Source organism: Marivivens sp. JLT3646, from assembly GCF_001908835.1.
Taxonomy (GTDB): Bacteria; Pseudomonadota; Alphaproteobacteria; order Rhodobacterales; family Rhodobacteraceae; genus Marivivens; species Marivivens geojensis.
Genome location: NZ_CP018572.1, coordinates 1,459,156 through 1,471,613, shown reverse-complemented (window position 1 = coordinate 1,471,613; position 12,458 = coordinate 1,459,156). Strand labels below are relative to the sequence as shown.

Below are 12,458 nucleotides of genomic sequence, written 5' to 3'. Positions count from 1 at the left end.
GGACTTATGGCTTATACCGTTTCAGAGATTGCAACTGCGCTCGGGGCTGAGGCCTTGGGCGATCTGTCCCTAGAAATTGATACCGCGTCAGAGCCTGCAACGGCTGGTCCGCGTGACCTCGCACTTGCGATGTCACCTGCCTATGCGGAAAAGCTGGGGCAGGGACAGGCCAAGGTCGCTGTTGTTTGGTCTGGTTGTGATTGGCAGGCGCTTGGCCTTGAGGCTGCAATCATCGCTCCGCGCGCACGACTTGCGATGGCGAAACTGACCCAAATGCTTGATCGTCCGTGGGATATTGAGGACGGTATTCACCAGACCGCGATCACTGAGGGCGCGACCTTGGGCGAGGGCGTCGCGATTGGTCCATTTGTTCTGATCGGCAAAGGCGCTGTGATCGGCGCGGGCACCCGTATTGCGGCACATGTGACCGTGGCACCCGGTGCTGTGATCGGTGAAAATTGTGTGCTCCTTGATGGAGCGCGGGTAATGCGGCGTGTTACCTTGGGTGATCGTGTGATCCTGCATCCAAACGCCGTGATCGGTGCTGACGGGTTTTCCTTTGTCATGGCCGAACAGTCGAATGTTGAGCGGGCTCGGGCGACTTTGGGTGATACTGAGGCGCAAATTCCGAACGATCCACGCCAGCACCGTATTCATTCCTTGGGTGGCGTGATCCTCTCGGACGATGTTGAGGTCGGCGTTGGGTCGACCATCGATGCAGGCACCATCCGCCCGACCTTTGTCGGCGAAGGGTCAAAGATCGATAACGGCTGCCATCTGGGGCACAACGTGGTCATGGGCAAACATTGTCTTATGGCGGGTCATGCGGCGGTGGCAGGATCGACAGTCATTGGCGACCGCGTGGTTTTGGGCGGTCAGACGGGCGTCGGTGACAACCTCAAAATCGGCGATGATGTTGTAACTTCGGCTGGTACGATGGTTTTGGCGAATGTGCCTGCAGGTCGCGTGATGATGGGCTATCCCGCGACACAAATGACGCAGCAAATTGAGATCTATAAATCCTTGCGCCGCCTGCCAAGAATCCTACGTGATATGGGAAACCGTCAAAAATAAGTTTCAAACGGCGGTCATAGTGATTAGATCATTTTAAATGCCCAAGGGTCATACCCGAGAGAGGCGAGGACACATGGAAATTCGCGAAAAAGTCATCGAAATCATCGCCGAACAGGCCGTTCTAGAGCCGTCGGACGTGAAAATGGAACACACCCTCGAAGACTTGGGTATTGATAGCCTCGGTCTGGTTGAGAGCATTTTTGCGATTGAAGAGGCCTTTGATATTTCTGTGCCGTTCAATGCGAATGACCCTAGCGAGAGTGATTTCGACATTTCGTCTGTCTCTGCCATCATTGACGCTGTTTCAAAGCTCGTCTCCGAAAAGGTATAACGCCAATGCGTCGCGTTGTGATTACAGGTGCGGGGACGATTAACGCCCTCGGCCATGATGTTGCGCAAACCTTTGAAGCGATGCGCGAAGGGCGTTGTGGTATTGGTCCGTTGGACATTCCCGACGTGGACCGTCTGATGGTCAAAATCGCGGGCCAAGTGCGCAACTACGACGAACACGCGCATTTCAACCGTCAGCAAATCGCGCTTTATGATCGGTTTACGCAGTTCACGTTGCTCGCCGCGCGTCAGGCTGTAGCGCAGTCGGGGCTGGAATTTCACGGTGAATTGGCAGATCGGTCTGGGGTTGTGCTTGGCACCTCTGGCGGTGGTCTGACGACACAAGATGAAAACTACCGTGTTGTTTACGAAGAAGGGAAGAACCGCGTTCATCCCTTTATCGTGCCGAAGCTGATGAACAACGCTGCGACGAGCCACCTTTCTATAGAATTTAACCTGCGTGGTCCGTCCTTTACCGTGGCAACGGCCTGCGCGTCTTCGAACCACGCGATGGGGCAGGCGTTCCAAATGATCCGTTCGGGCATGGCACCTGTCATGCTGACGGGCGGGTCTGAATCGATGCTGGTTTTTGGCGGTGTGAAAGCCTGGGAAGGCTTGCGCGTCATGTCCAAAGACGGTTGCCGACCGTTCAGCGCAAACCGCAACGGCATGGTCCAAGGCGAAGGCGCGGGCGTTTTCGTGTTTGAGGATTACGAACACGCGCGCAAACGTGGGGCGACGATCCTTGCCGAAGTCATCGGCTTTGCCATGTCCTCTGATGCCTCTGATATTGTGATGCCGTCAAAGCAGGGCGCGGGGCGTGCGATCACTGGCGCAATGCGAGACGCACGGATCGACAAGAGCGAGGTTGGCTATATCAACGCACATGGCACGGGCACGGCGGCCAATGACAAAACGGAATCGGCGGCTGTCGCGGATGCCTTTGGACCGCATGCGGATAAACTGATGATGTCCTCGACCAAGTCGATGCATGGTCACTTGATCGGTGGCACGGGCGCGGTCGAGCTGCTGGCCTGTATCATGGCTCTTAAGGATGGGATCATCGCGCCGACGATCAACTACGAAGAACCTGATCCTGAATGTGCGCTTGATGTGGTGCCGAATGAGGCGCGCGAGGCGAATGTGGATGTTGTTCTCACAAACGCCTTTGCCTTTGGCGGATTGAACGCGGTTCTCGCCCTGCGCAAGGCCCCTTAAACGAAAAAACGCCGCCTCGAGAGGCGGCGTTTTCGTTAAAATTCAGTGCCTTAGTTTGTCGGCGGAGTGGCTTTGTCGAAGCCAGCCGTGAAACCGGCGAGCGACATATCCAGAATAACTTCGGCAGCCTCAGGTGCGGTTTCTGCACGGACGATACGCACTTTCGCGTTCGACCCAGCCTTGAACGCAGCAAGCTCTTCTGCGGTGAAACCAGCGCGGGTGACGCAGCCACCTTGGTTACAGAATTCGATCGGGTAACGGCGCGGATCGGCGTCATCAACTTGGATCATGATACCTTCGGACAGGCGTGTCATCAGCGGAACCAGAAGGGTCGCTGCTGCGGCAGCCTGTTGGTCTTCAGGCATCGGGAACATGGTAACTTCCATGATCGAATTTCCGTCTGAATCCTTGAGCAGCTGGTAGATTTGGCAGGGTTCATCGCCAGATTCGACTTTGAGGCAGCGCAGTTCCCAATCGCCAGAGGTCTCTTTGACATAGACCTGACCGACCTGCGGGTCAGCGGGGGCGTCCGTTGCGGGGGCTGCGGTCTCTTGCGCCAGTGCGACACCGCCAAGGGCGATCATAGTCAAGGTGGCGAGCGGCTTAATCACGTTGAACATAAAAAGTCCTGTCTTGGTTTGCTGCGCACTGTCTAACACGTGAGGCAGAGGGTGTCAGGTGACATTGCCGTCACCATCGGCATAGGATTGCCGATCGGGTCACATGAAGTGTTACCGTTATCGCCTTGCAGCAAAAAGAAAAGGGACCGAAATCGATCCCCTTTCTCTATTCTCCCTGTCGGACTTGGCCGACTATTTGTGGTGACGCTACGAAAAGGAATCGGGACCGTCAACTAAGAAACGACAGTTTTATGGCAGTCGCCTAAAAAAACCGCGCCCAGAGGCGCGGCAAGTCTAACAGGGAGGAGATTTTGTCGGTCAGAATACAATTCTGACGAACGCTTTCACTATGGCATGAAACCGTTAAGGATGTATTTTAGCACCGATTTGAGCATTTAGGGGATGTTATGGAAAACGCGATTTTTATCGGCGGTGGTGGCGAAGGCTACGCTGAACAGCAGGGGCTTTTGCTCAACTACGCGAACCGTCACGGCTTGATCGCAGGTGCGACGGGCACGGGTAAGACGGTGACGCTGCAAATTCTGGCCGAGGGGTTTTCAGCTGCGGGCGTTCCTGTGTTTCTCTCTGATATTAAGGGCGATTTGTCGGGTTTGGCGGCGGCGGGCTCTGCGGATTTCAAACTCCACGATGCGTTTATGAAGCGGGCAGCGACCATCGGGCTCGACCTGCAATATGATAAATTTCCGGTGACCTTTTGGGACCTCTACGGCGATCAGGGCCACCCTGTGCGCACTACCGTTGCCGAAATGGGGCCACTTTTGCTCGCGCGGATGTTGGAACTGTCGGATGTCCAAGAGGGCGTTTTGAATATCGTGTTCCGTGTCGCAGATGAAGAAGGTCTTCCGCTCCTAGACCTCAAAGATCTGCAATCAATGCTCCTGTGGGTCGGTGAACACGCGAGTGAGATTGCACTGCGCTATGGGAATATCGCGTCTGCGTCGATCGGTGCGATCCAGCGTCAGTTGCTCGTGTTGGAAAATCAGGGTGCAACGGCGTTCTTTGGCGAACCTGCCTTGGACCTGATGGATATGATGCAGGTGGCACCCGACGGTCGTGGTCAGATCAACCTTTTGGCGGCGGATAAGCTGATGAACAGCCCGCGCCTCTATGCGACGTTCCTGTTGTGGCTACTCTCTGAATTGTTCGAAGAACTGCCCGAGGTCGGCAACCCTGATAAACCCAAACTCGTGTTCTTCTTTGACGAGGCGCATTTGCTGTTCGATGACGCGCCCAAGGCCTTGGTTGATAAGGTTGAACAGGTCGCGCGTTTGATCCGATCCAAAGGGGTCGGCGTTTATTTCATCACGCAAAACCCTGCTGACGTGCCAGAGGATATTCTGGGCCAGTTGGGTAACCGTGTGCAGCACGCGCTGCGCGCCTTTACCGCGAAGGATCAAAAGGCGCTGCGTCAGGCGGCAGAAAACTATCGTCTGAACCCTGCGTTCGATATCGCTGATGCCATCACCGAGGTGGGCACGGGCGAGGCTGTGACCTCAATGCTGGAAAACAAGGGTATCCCAGGGATCGCGCAACGCACCCTGATCCGTCCACCATCGTCGAAACTCGGCCCGATTGAGGCGAGCGATCGCAAGGCGCTGATGGCGACATCCCCGATGGGGGCAAAGTATGACAACGCTGTGGATCGTGAAACGGCACACGAAATTCTGCTGAAACGTGCGGACGCCGCGGCCAAAGAAGCGGCTGCTGCGGAAGAAGCCGAAGCCAAGGCAGAGGAAGAGGAACGCGAGTTCCGCAATGCGCGCCGCTATGACGGTGGGTCATCGCGGTCGACGAAAACCCGCACGACACGGACGCGGTCAACGAAGGATGAAACCTTTGGAGAGGCCATTGGCTCTGCTGTCATCAAAGAGCTGAAGGGAACCACAGGACGGCGCATTGTGCGCGGCATCCTTGGGACACTGTTCAAATCACGATAACGGAAAGAGCGGCGCGAGCCGCCTTTTTCAATTGAGCTGGCGGATTTTCAGGCTGGTGATCCGGTTCTGTTCCTTATCGATCACTTCGAACCGGAAGCCGTGGAAGCTGAACACTTGACCCACAACAGGGATCATCTGCGCCTCATGGATCACCAGACCCGCGATGGTATTCGCCTCATCATCGGGGAGGTTCCAATCGTGGGCACGGTTCAGGTCGCGCAGGGTCATTGACCCGTCGACAATATAGGCGCCGTCCGCAGTCGGTTTGATCATGTCTTCTTCGGCCACGTCAAATTCATCGGCGATTTCACCGACGATCTCTTCGAGGATGTCTTCGAGTGTGATCAGCCCCTCAAGCCCGCCGTATTCATCCACCACCAAGGCAAAGTGCGTTTTGCGTTCAAGGAACTTGCGCATCTGATCGTCGAGCGTGGTCGTTTCGGGGATAAAGTAGGGCTTCATCGCGACCGACATGATGTCGAATTTGTTCATCTCGTCGGTATCCATCGTCCCGTCTTCGAGCATGCGGTGCATGGCGCGCAGGAGGTCTTTGGCGTGGAGCACACCGACCACGTTTTCGGGATCATCGCGATAGAGGGGCAATCGGGTGTGCGGGCTTTCGAGAACCTGCGCAAGGATTTCGGGCACGGGCAGACCCGCGTCGATCATCTGAATGCCGGACCTGTGAAGCATTACCTCTTCGACAAAGCGTTCCGACAGGTCGAGTGCGCCAAGGATACGGTCGCGGTCTTCTTTTTCGACGACACCTTCGGAATGGCCGAGTTGCAGCGCGCCTGCGATCTCTTCGCGGACGGCGAGGATGTTGCTGTCTGGGTCGGCTTTGACGCCGAACATCCGCAGAACCAAACGCACCAACAGTCGCACGGCAGAGACAACCGGCGAAAATACGAGGATCACAATGCGGATCGGAGAAGCCACGCGGGCCGCTACGGTTTCTGGATTGGTGATGGCATAGGTTTTCGGCAGCACCTCGGCAAAGATCAGAACGAGGAGGGTCATCCCCAAGGTCGCCAGCGCAACGCCGTTTTGCCCAAAAAGCTTCGTCAGAACCGCCGTCGCCAGCGAGGTGGCGAGGATATTCACCACGTTATTGCCCAAGAGGATCGACCCGATCAGGCGTTCGTTGTCCTCTGTCACGTCCAACGCCGCCTCAGCCCCACGCGATCCTTTGTCGGCGGCAGAGCGTAACTTACCACGGCTCGCGGCCGTCAGCGCCGTTTCAGAGCCTGAGAAAAAGCCAGAGAGCACCAAAAGCACGAGGATGGCGGCGGCAGTGATCCAGAATGTAGCGTCGAGAACAGGCATTGGGTCCAATCCGTTGGTCTACAACGGTTATGGGGGCGCGAAGGGCGCGGTTCAAGTGGTCCGTTTTTTCGAAAGCGGATGATGCGTCAGAACGAGGTCTTTCAAACGCTCATCTAGCACATGTGTGTAAATTTCCGTTGTCGCGAGGTCCGCGTGGCCCAACATCGTCTGGATGGCCCGTAAATCAGCCCCTCCCGCCAAAAGGTGCGTGGCAAATGCGTGGCGAATGGTGTGGGGGGTGACGCTTTCGGGGGAAATGCCTGCAGCGACCGCGAGCTCTTTGATCAGGGCAAAGAAACGATGGCGCGTCAGGTGGCCGTCTTTGCTCCGCGAGGGAAAGAGGAATTTGGAGGCAGGGATGCCTTTGCGTTTGGCGAGGTCCTCTGCCGTGTCTCGGACATCGAGCCAGTCCGAGATCGCGTTCAAGGCCGCAGCAGAGAGCGGGACCATCCGTTCCTTACCCCCTTTGCCGCGCACCAAGAGCATCTGCGGATTGCCCCGCGCAGCTGCAATTGGGAGGCTTACGAGTTCGGTGACGCGCATGCCCGTCGCGTAAAGAAGTTCCATTAGACATGTGTTGCGCGCCGTGTCGCGGCCATTTGTACGGGCGGCGTGCAGGAGGCGGTCAACATCCTCAACGCTCAGCGTTTTGGGCAGTCGTTTAGGCTTTCCGGGGCCTTTGATTTGAACCGCAGGGTTGTCGCTGCGCCAGCCTTCTTCAAAGGCAAAACGGTAAAGCTGTTTGATCGCAGAGAGGCGACGGGCGCGGGTCGAAACGGCCAGCCCTTCAGCCTCGCAACTGATTAGGTAGTTTTCGACGTTGGTCCGATCCGCATCGAGGAAATGGATCTTGCGACGGTCTAGCCAGTACGCAAAATCCTTGAGGTCGCGGGCATAGGCCAGTTGGGTGTTCGTTGCGGCATCAAGTTCGGCGGCCTGCGCTTCGAGGAAGCTCTGTATCCAGTGCATCATGCCTGACGGCGCTGTCATGATGGGCGGTCCAACAACAGATACTGAAGCGCCGCACGGCGCGCGACATCCTCTAGTCCGACCGTGCGCAGGGTTACGAGCGCCTCTGAAATGGCAACCGGATCGCCTGTCATGCCCTCACCAAAGGTTGCGATGGTGCGCAGCAGTGCTTCGCCCAATTTCTGCGAATTGATGAGGTCTGCGATGGAATCGGGAACGAGTGTTTCGCCGGAAAATGCAGCAAATACAGTTTGTTGCGCGGGTGTCTTGGCTGTGACGGATGAGACGTTGCCGCGGGCAACTGCGCTCAGGAATTCGTCTTCATCGGTGGTCGCGGAAAAGTTAAGTGCTGCGGCCTCGTAATCAGCGGACAACAGTAGCACGTGAAACGCCAAGGCCGCTGCGTCACCTGTCAGAGGCAAGGCAGCGAGGTCTGGTTCATAGAGACGCGCAAACGGCACTTCTGTGCGGGCGTCTTGCATTGCGGACCATGCGGCGGGCAGGGCTGCAGCAACTGCAACGGGGTCGCGTGCGCGAATGGCTGTGTCAAACCGTTGGAACGCTTCGGCGCGATCCCAGATGCCACCAGAGGCCGCAGGACGTTGCGCGGTGTAGAGCGCACGTAGAACATTGTCGTCGACCGCACCGTATCGGGCCAAACGCTCTGCCGCTTCAAGCTGGCTCCGCCAGCTTGCCACATCGCGCAGATCGGCGTGGGCAAAGGCGCGAGGTAAGGTTGCCGTGGGAACGGGCTCGCCAATCGCTTCGAGCAGGCGGAATTTCAGTGGCGTTATCCGATCAGGCGTAGGAACAGGTGCCGCGTGATCATCGAATTCAGTCTCAAGAAACCGCACCAAAAGCCGTTCGTCGTCAGGCTGAATGTCACCGAGCGCGATCCCAGTGTTGAGGATCAGTGCAGCCGTGTCCCAATCGCCGCCACGGGCCACGCAGAAAATACGGACCGCATGAGTGGGCGCGAGGTCAGGTGCGTCGCGCATCGTGGCACATGCGTTGTCTTCGGTGCCCGTCAGCAGCGAAATATCGAACCAACGGCGGAAGAGGGCGGGTTCTTGCGGGTCTGCGGCCTCAAGAAGTGCTTGGGCCTGTTGCAGTGCACCGACCTCGAGCAATTTATCAACGCGGGCAAGGAATAGGTTCCCCTCACGGCCCGCATCAAAGGGCGGTTTGGCTTCGGCGAGAAGTAGGACCGTTAGGAAATCTTGAATCGCAGGAACCGACTCTGTCCGTTCTGCGGTCACGAGAGACACGAGAATTGATTCGGTGCTTGCTGACCAAATGGTGTTCGGTAGCCCCGTCATCGATGGCGGCAAGAGCCCGACCAAATCAGGGGACCCACTGTCGAGAGGGGTCACTGTCACCACGGGTGATTCCGCCCCGTCGAGTGGCGCAACGCCTGTTCCAAACTCAGATCCTAGAGGGCTGACGATGATATTCGGATCAACACTATTGGACAGCCAATCAATGGCTGACAGCGGACCTGCCTCTTGGGCTTGGGTCGCGGAGGCCAGCAAAACAAAGGCTGTGATCAGCTGTGCCCCTTTCATTTATTATTTCACCTGCAGGGTAACGGGTTGGCTGACTGCTTGTTCCGGCGCCGCGAAATCTGCCGGAAAGAACAGTGGCCCGACGTAGGCATATGCCACAAGTCCGACCCCCGCTAGAAAAAGCAGAACGATCAGAGCTTTGAACAATCTCCACAACATTCCGATAGCCTTTCTTGCCCTTTATGCCTCATGGGCTTTGCACCCTTGGCTGTCTTTATATATGCCCTTGCAGGCAATAACACGCCATTCGGGACAGAAAATGACAACTCGGCAAGCCACAGCCGATCACGACCCAGAGAGCAAAACCGCTTTGAGCGGTCCATTTCGTCTGGAACGGACGGTTGTTCTGGTCGGAATGATGGGGTCGGGCAAGTCTGCGATCGGCAAATCGCTGGCGACTCGGTTGGGTGTGGCCTTCCTTGATTCTGATGCCGAGATTGAGCGTGCCGCCAACGCAAGCATCTCTGAGATTTTCGCCCGCGATGGCGAAGAGTTTTTTCGTCGTCGTGAGACTGAGGTTATTCGGCGTCTGCTGAACGGGCGGCCCTGCGTATTGTCGACGGGCGGCGGGGCGTTCATGGCGGAACGGAACCGCACGATGATCACCGAAAAGGGTGTGTCGCTCTGGCTCAAGGCGTCGTCGGATACGCTCTGGGAACGTGTGCGTCACAAGGATACGCGCCCGCTGTTGCGCACTGCGAACCCGCGTCAGACGCTCGCAGATTTGTTGGCAGTGCGAGAGCCGATTTATAGCCTCGCGAACCTAACGGTCGAAACGCTGGCAAACTATTCGATTGATGACACCACCGACAAAGCGATCGAAGCGCTATTGGGCCGTGTCGATGTCCTAAAGGAAAAATCATGACTTTCGAAACCGTGCATGTTGGGTTGGTTGGCCGCGAATACGACGTTCTGATCGGGCCAGACCTGATTGCGACAGCTGGTGCGCGGGTAGCGGACATGCTGACGGTTAAGAAGGTCGCTATTGTTACGGATGAAAACGTTGCGCGACTTCATCTGGCGACCTTGCAGGCGTCTTTGGATGCCGCGGGCGTGGCGTATTCGGCGCTGACTTTGCCTGCGGGTGAAAGCACCAAACGTTGGCCTGAGTTTACCAAAACGGTTGAATGGCTGCTTGAGCAAAAGGTCGAACGGAACGGCCTCGTTATCGCGCTCGGTGGTGGTGTGATTGGTGATCTAGTTGGTTTTGCCGCGTCGGTTTTGCGTCGCGGTGTGCGGTTCGTTCAAATCCCGACCTCGCTTTTGGCGCAGGTGGATAGCTCTGTCGGCGGGAAAACGGGTATCAACACGGATCAAGGTAAGAACCTCGTCGGTGCTTTCCATCAGCCGAGCCTCGTTTTGGCGGATACGTCGATTCTGTCCACATTGACGGAACGCGATTTCCTCGCGGGGTACGGTGAGGTCGTGAAATACGGTCTGTTGGGAGATGCGGCGTTTTTCGATTGGCTTGAAGTGAATGCGCCAAAAATGGCTGCGGGCGATATGGCGGCGCGGGTTTATGCAGTAAAACGCTCGGTCGAAATGAAAGCCGAGATCGTGATGCGCGACGAGACAGAGCAGGGGGATCGGGCGCTTCTGAACCTCGGTCACACGTTCTGCCATGCGCTGGAAAAGGCGACGGGATATTCGGATCGTCTTCTTCACGGCGAAGGCGTCGCAATTGGCTGTGCGCTGGCCTTTGAGCTGTCGTCTCGCATGGGGCTTTGTAGCCAAGAGGACCCGAGCCGCGTTCGTGCGCACCTGCGTGCGATGGGCATGAAAACCGATGTGACCGATATTCCAGGTGACCTGCCGGATGCTGAGGCGCTGTTGACGCTCATGGGGCAGGACAAAAAGGTTTTGGATGGAAAGCTACGGTTCATCCTTGCGCGCGGGATCGGGCAAGCCTTTGTGACCTCGGATGTGTCGCGTGAGGCTGTGCTGTCGGTCCTGAATGACGCGCTGCGCGGTTAATCCGCTGCGGCCTTTGCGATCGCCGTCGCGAGGTCGCCGTATCCTGTAAAACGACGCTCAAACGCGAGGCCCATGCGGGTCGCGCAGTCGGCCGCATTGGCTGTCAGGGCAGGGTCGTCGGTTTGGGCAAGGTAAACCAGTTTTTCGTAATTGCCGAAATACATCGACAACAGATCGGGGTGACGATCTAGGCCGAGCGGTTTCCAGACAAAGGCGTCAAACTGGCGGGCAAGGAAATCGGTGAGGTAAAAGGCGGTGACTTCACCGCGGGCCTCAAAAACAGCATTCGTTTCAAAGAACGAATAGCAGTGCGGACCAGCGATATAGTCGACGCCCAGTTCATCGCATTTCGCGAACAACTGTCCACCCGTGCCACAGTCCGCATAGGCGACCATGATCTGATCATAGTCATCGCGGTTCTCAATGACTGCAGCCTCGACCGCGTCGGTGATCCGTTCGGGGTGGTTGTGCAAAATCGCGGGAAGGCACTGGAGGTCAACGTGATCCCAACCGTTCAGCCGTTTCAGCGCAATGATCTCATGGGCGAGGGCACCGCAGGCCACAATAAGAACGCGGCCTCGCCCCAGAGGGGCAAGGCCGTCATTTGTCAGAATGCTGTCTGAAAGATCAGGCATTCATCTGGTTGTGCTTGCGCGCAACGAAGGCTTTCGCGGTATCCACTGCAACAGCAGCGTCACGGCAGTAAGCATCAGCGCCAATCGCACGACCGAATTCTTCGTTGAGCGGTGCGCCGCCAACCAGAACGATATAGTCATCGCGGATACCCTGTTCGACCATGGTGTCGATCACGGTTTTCATGTAAGGCATCGTGGTGGTCAGCAGAGCCGACATGCCAAGGATGTCAGGCTTTTCGGTTTCCAGCGCTTCGAGGTATTTCTCAACAGCATTGTTGATGCCGAGGTCGACAACTTCAAAGCCAGCGCCTTCCATCATCATGGAAACGAGGTTTTTACCGATATCGTGGATGTCGCCCTTAACGGTGCCGATCACCATTTTACCAACGCGCGGTGCGCCTGTTTCAGCCAGAAGCGGCTTCAGGATGGCCATGCCGCCCTTCATCGCGTTCGCAGCGAGCAGAACTTCGGGAACGAAGAGGATACCATCGCGGAAGTCGCGGCCAACAACAGTCATGCCACCAACGAGAGCTTCGGTCAGGACGCGGTAAGGAGTCCAGCCACGCTCGAGAAGGATTTCAACACCTTCTTCGATCTCTTCCTTCAGACCGTCGTAAAGGTCGTCAAACATCTGTTCGACGAGTTCTTCGTCGTTCAGTTCGGACAGAATGATGTCATCTTGATCGGACATTGGCGTTCTCTAGTTGGAAGGGTCAATTGCGGTGATTTGATCCCAATGCGACAATTGGTCTGGACCGATTGCGACTCTGGGCGGGTCGGAAACGACGG

At 56.8% G+C, this 12,458-nt stretch carries 13 protein-coding genes; 6 read left to right on the top strand and 7 right to left on the bottom strand.

The annotated features are described in order from the left end of the window. Positions 1-6 precede the first annotated feature (6 nt). From BSK21_RS07305 to BSK21_RS07295, 3 genes are all read left to right on the top strand, one after another. The gene (locus BSK21_RS07305) at positions 7-1,074 is read left to right on the top strand and encodes a UDP-3-O-(3-hydroxymyristoyl)glucosamine N-acyltransferase (RefSeq protein ID WP_067545415.1); all 1,068 of its coding nucleotides are present in this window, start codon (positions 7-9) and stop codon (positions 1,072-1,074) included. A 73-nt stretch (positions 1,075-1,147) separates the two neighbouring features. Continuing rightward, entirely contained in the window at positions 1,148-1,405 is a 258-nt protein-coding gene (locus tag BSK21_RS07300) for an acyl carrier protein (protein ID WP_067545412.1), read from the top strand. Between the two features lie 5 nt (positions 1,406-1,410). Beyond that, positions 1,411-2,622 (top strand): beta-ketoacyl synthase, encoded by a 1,212-nt coding sequence (locus BSK21_RS07295; protein WP_067545410.1) that lies wholly within the window; start codon positions 1,411-1,413, stop codon positions 2,620-2,622. Positions 2,623-2,672: 50 nt separating this feature from the next. Here BSK21_RS07295 and BSK21_RS07290 read toward each other — a convergent pair whose 3' ends face one another. Then, entirely contained in the window at positions 2,673-3,242 is a 570-nt protein-coding gene (locus tag BSK21_RS07290) for an invasion associated locus B family protein (protein ID WP_074038988.1), read from the bottom strand. A gap of 407 nt (positions 3,243-3,649) precedes the next feature. Here BSK21_RS07290 and BSK21_RS07285 point away from each other — a divergent pair, with 407 nt between their 5' ends. After that, the gene (locus tag BSK21_RS07285) at positions 3,650-5,200 is read left to right on the top strand and encodes a helicase HerA-like domain-containing protein (RefSeq protein WP_067545407.1); all 1,551 of its coding nucleotides are present in this window, start codon (positions 3,650-3,652) and stop codon (positions 5,198-5,200) included. A 27-nt stretch (positions 5,201-5,227) separates the two neighbouring features. On the opposite strand, the gene BSK21_RS07280 is transcribed toward BSK21_RS07285, so the two are convergent. The 4 genes from BSK21_RS07280 to BSK21_RS15860 are packed head-to-tail and all read right to left on the bottom strand — an operon-like array spanning position 5,228 to position 9,219. After that, positions 5,228-6,535 carry an HlyC/CorC family transporter gene (locus BSK21_RS07280; RefSeq protein WP_067545404.1) on the bottom strand — a complete coding sequence of 436 codons (1,308 nt, stop codon included), beginning with the start codon at positions 6,533-6,535 and terminating at the stop codon, positions 5,228-5,230. Between the two features lie 42 nt (positions 6,536-6,577). Then, the gene (locus tag BSK21_RS07275; protein ID WP_067545401.1) at positions 6,578-7,516 is read right to left on the bottom strand and encodes a site-specific tyrosine recombinase XerD; all 939 of its coding nucleotides are present in this window, start codon (positions 7,514-7,516) and stop codon (positions 6,578-6,580) included. Beyond that, on the bottom strand, positions 7,513-9,060 hold the full coding sequence (locus tag BSK21_RS07270) for a hypothetical protein (protein WP_067545398.1): 1,548 nt from the start codon (positions 9,058-9,060) through the stop codon (positions 7,513-7,515). The genes BSK21_RS07275 and BSK21_RS07270 overlap by 4 nt, the downstream gene beginning before the upstream one ends. 3 nt (positions 9,061-9,063) lie before the next feature. After that, on the bottom strand, positions 9,064-9,219 hold the full coding sequence (locus tag BSK21_RS15860) for a hypothetical protein (RefSeq protein WP_156529496.1): 156 nt from the start codon (positions 9,217-9,219) through the stop codon (positions 9,064-9,066). A gap of 196 nt (positions 9,220-9,415) precedes the next feature. Between BSK21_RS15860 and BSK21_RS07265 the strand changes: the two genes are divergently transcribed. Together BSK21_RS07265 and aroB are read left to right on the top strand one after the other, a co-directional pair. Further along, entirely contained in the window at positions 9,416-9,925 is a 510-nt protein-coding gene (locus BSK21_RS07265) for a shikimate kinase (RefSeq protein WP_067546557.1), read from the top strand. Next, the gene (gene aroB, locus BSK21_RS07260; RefSeq protein ID WP_067545396.1) at positions 9,922-11,034 is read left to right on the top strand and encodes a 3-dehydroquinate synthase; all 1,113 of its coding nucleotides are present in this window, start codon (positions 9,922-9,924) and stop codon (positions 11,032-11,034) included. Before BSK21_RS07265 ends, aroB begins: the two co-directional genes overlap by 4 nt. On the opposite strand, the gene BSK21_RS07255 is transcribed toward aroB, so the two are convergent. Beyond that, entirely contained in the window at positions 11,031-11,669 is a 639-nt protein-coding gene (locus BSK21_RS07255; protein WP_067545392.1) for a DUF1638 domain-containing protein, read from the bottom strand. The two genes, aroB and BSK21_RS07255, sit on opposite strands and share 4 nt — an antisense overlap. Further along, positions 11,662-12,360 carry a B12-binding domain-containing protein gene (locus BSK21_RS07250; protein ID WP_067545389.1) on the bottom strand — a complete coding sequence of 233 codons (699 nt, stop codon included), beginning with the start codon at positions 12,358-12,360 and terminating at the stop codon, positions 11,662-11,664. The genes BSK21_RS07255 and BSK21_RS07250 overlap by 8 nt, the downstream gene beginning before the upstream one ends. Positions 12,361-12,458: the final 98 nt, after the last annotated feature.

Excerpts from the sequence above, each read along its gene's own strand:
- BSK21_RS07305 (WP_067545415.1), top strand. The coding sequence starts at position 7 with ATGGCTTATACCGTTTCAGAGATTGCAACTGCGCTCGGGGCTGAGGCC.
- BSK21_RS07300 (WP_067545412.1), top strand. The coding sequence starts at position 1,148 with ATGGAAATTCGCGAAAAAGTCATCGAAATCATCGCCGAACAGGCCGTT.
- BSK21_RS07295 (WP_067545410.1), top strand. The coding sequence starts at position 1,411 with ATGCGTCGCGTTGTGATTACAGGTGCGGGGACGATTAACGCCCTCGGC.
- BSK21_RS07290 (WP_074038988.1), bottom strand. The coding sequence starts at position 3,242 with ATGTTCAACGTGATTAAGCCGCTCGCCACCTTGACTATGATCGCCCTT.
- BSK21_RS07285 (WP_067545407.1), top strand. The coding sequence starts at position 3,650 with ATGGAAAACGCGATTTTTATCGGCGGTGGTGGCGAAGGCTACGCTGAA.
- BSK21_RS07275 (WP_067545401.1), bottom strand. The coding sequence starts at position 7,516 with ATGACAGCGCCGTCAGGCATGATGCACTGGATACAGAGCTTCCTCGAA.
- BSK21_RS07270 (WP_067545398.1), bottom strand. The coding sequence starts at position 9,060 with ATGAAAGGGGCACAGCTGATCACAGCCTTTGTTTTGCTGGCCTCCGCG.
- BSK21_RS15860 (WP_156529496.1), bottom strand. The coding sequence starts at position 9,219 with ATGTTGTGGAGATTGTTCAAAGCTCTGATCGTTCTGCTTTTTCTAGCG.
- BSK21_RS07265 (WP_067546557.1), top strand. The coding sequence starts at position 9,416 with ATGATGGGGTCGGGCAAGTCTGCGATCGGCAAATCGCTGGCGACTCGG.
- aroB (WP_067545396.1), top strand. The coding sequence starts at position 9,922 with ATGACTTTCGAAACCGTGCATGTTGGGTTGGTTGGCCGCGAATACGAC.
- BSK21_RS07255 (WP_067545392.1), bottom strand. The coding sequence starts at position 11,669 with ATGCCTGATCTTTCAGACAGCATTCTGACAAATGACGGCCTTGCCCCT.
- BSK21_RS07250 (WP_067545389.1), bottom strand. The coding sequence starts at position 12,360 with ATGTCCGATCAAGATGACATCATTCTGTCCGAACTGAACGACGAAGAA.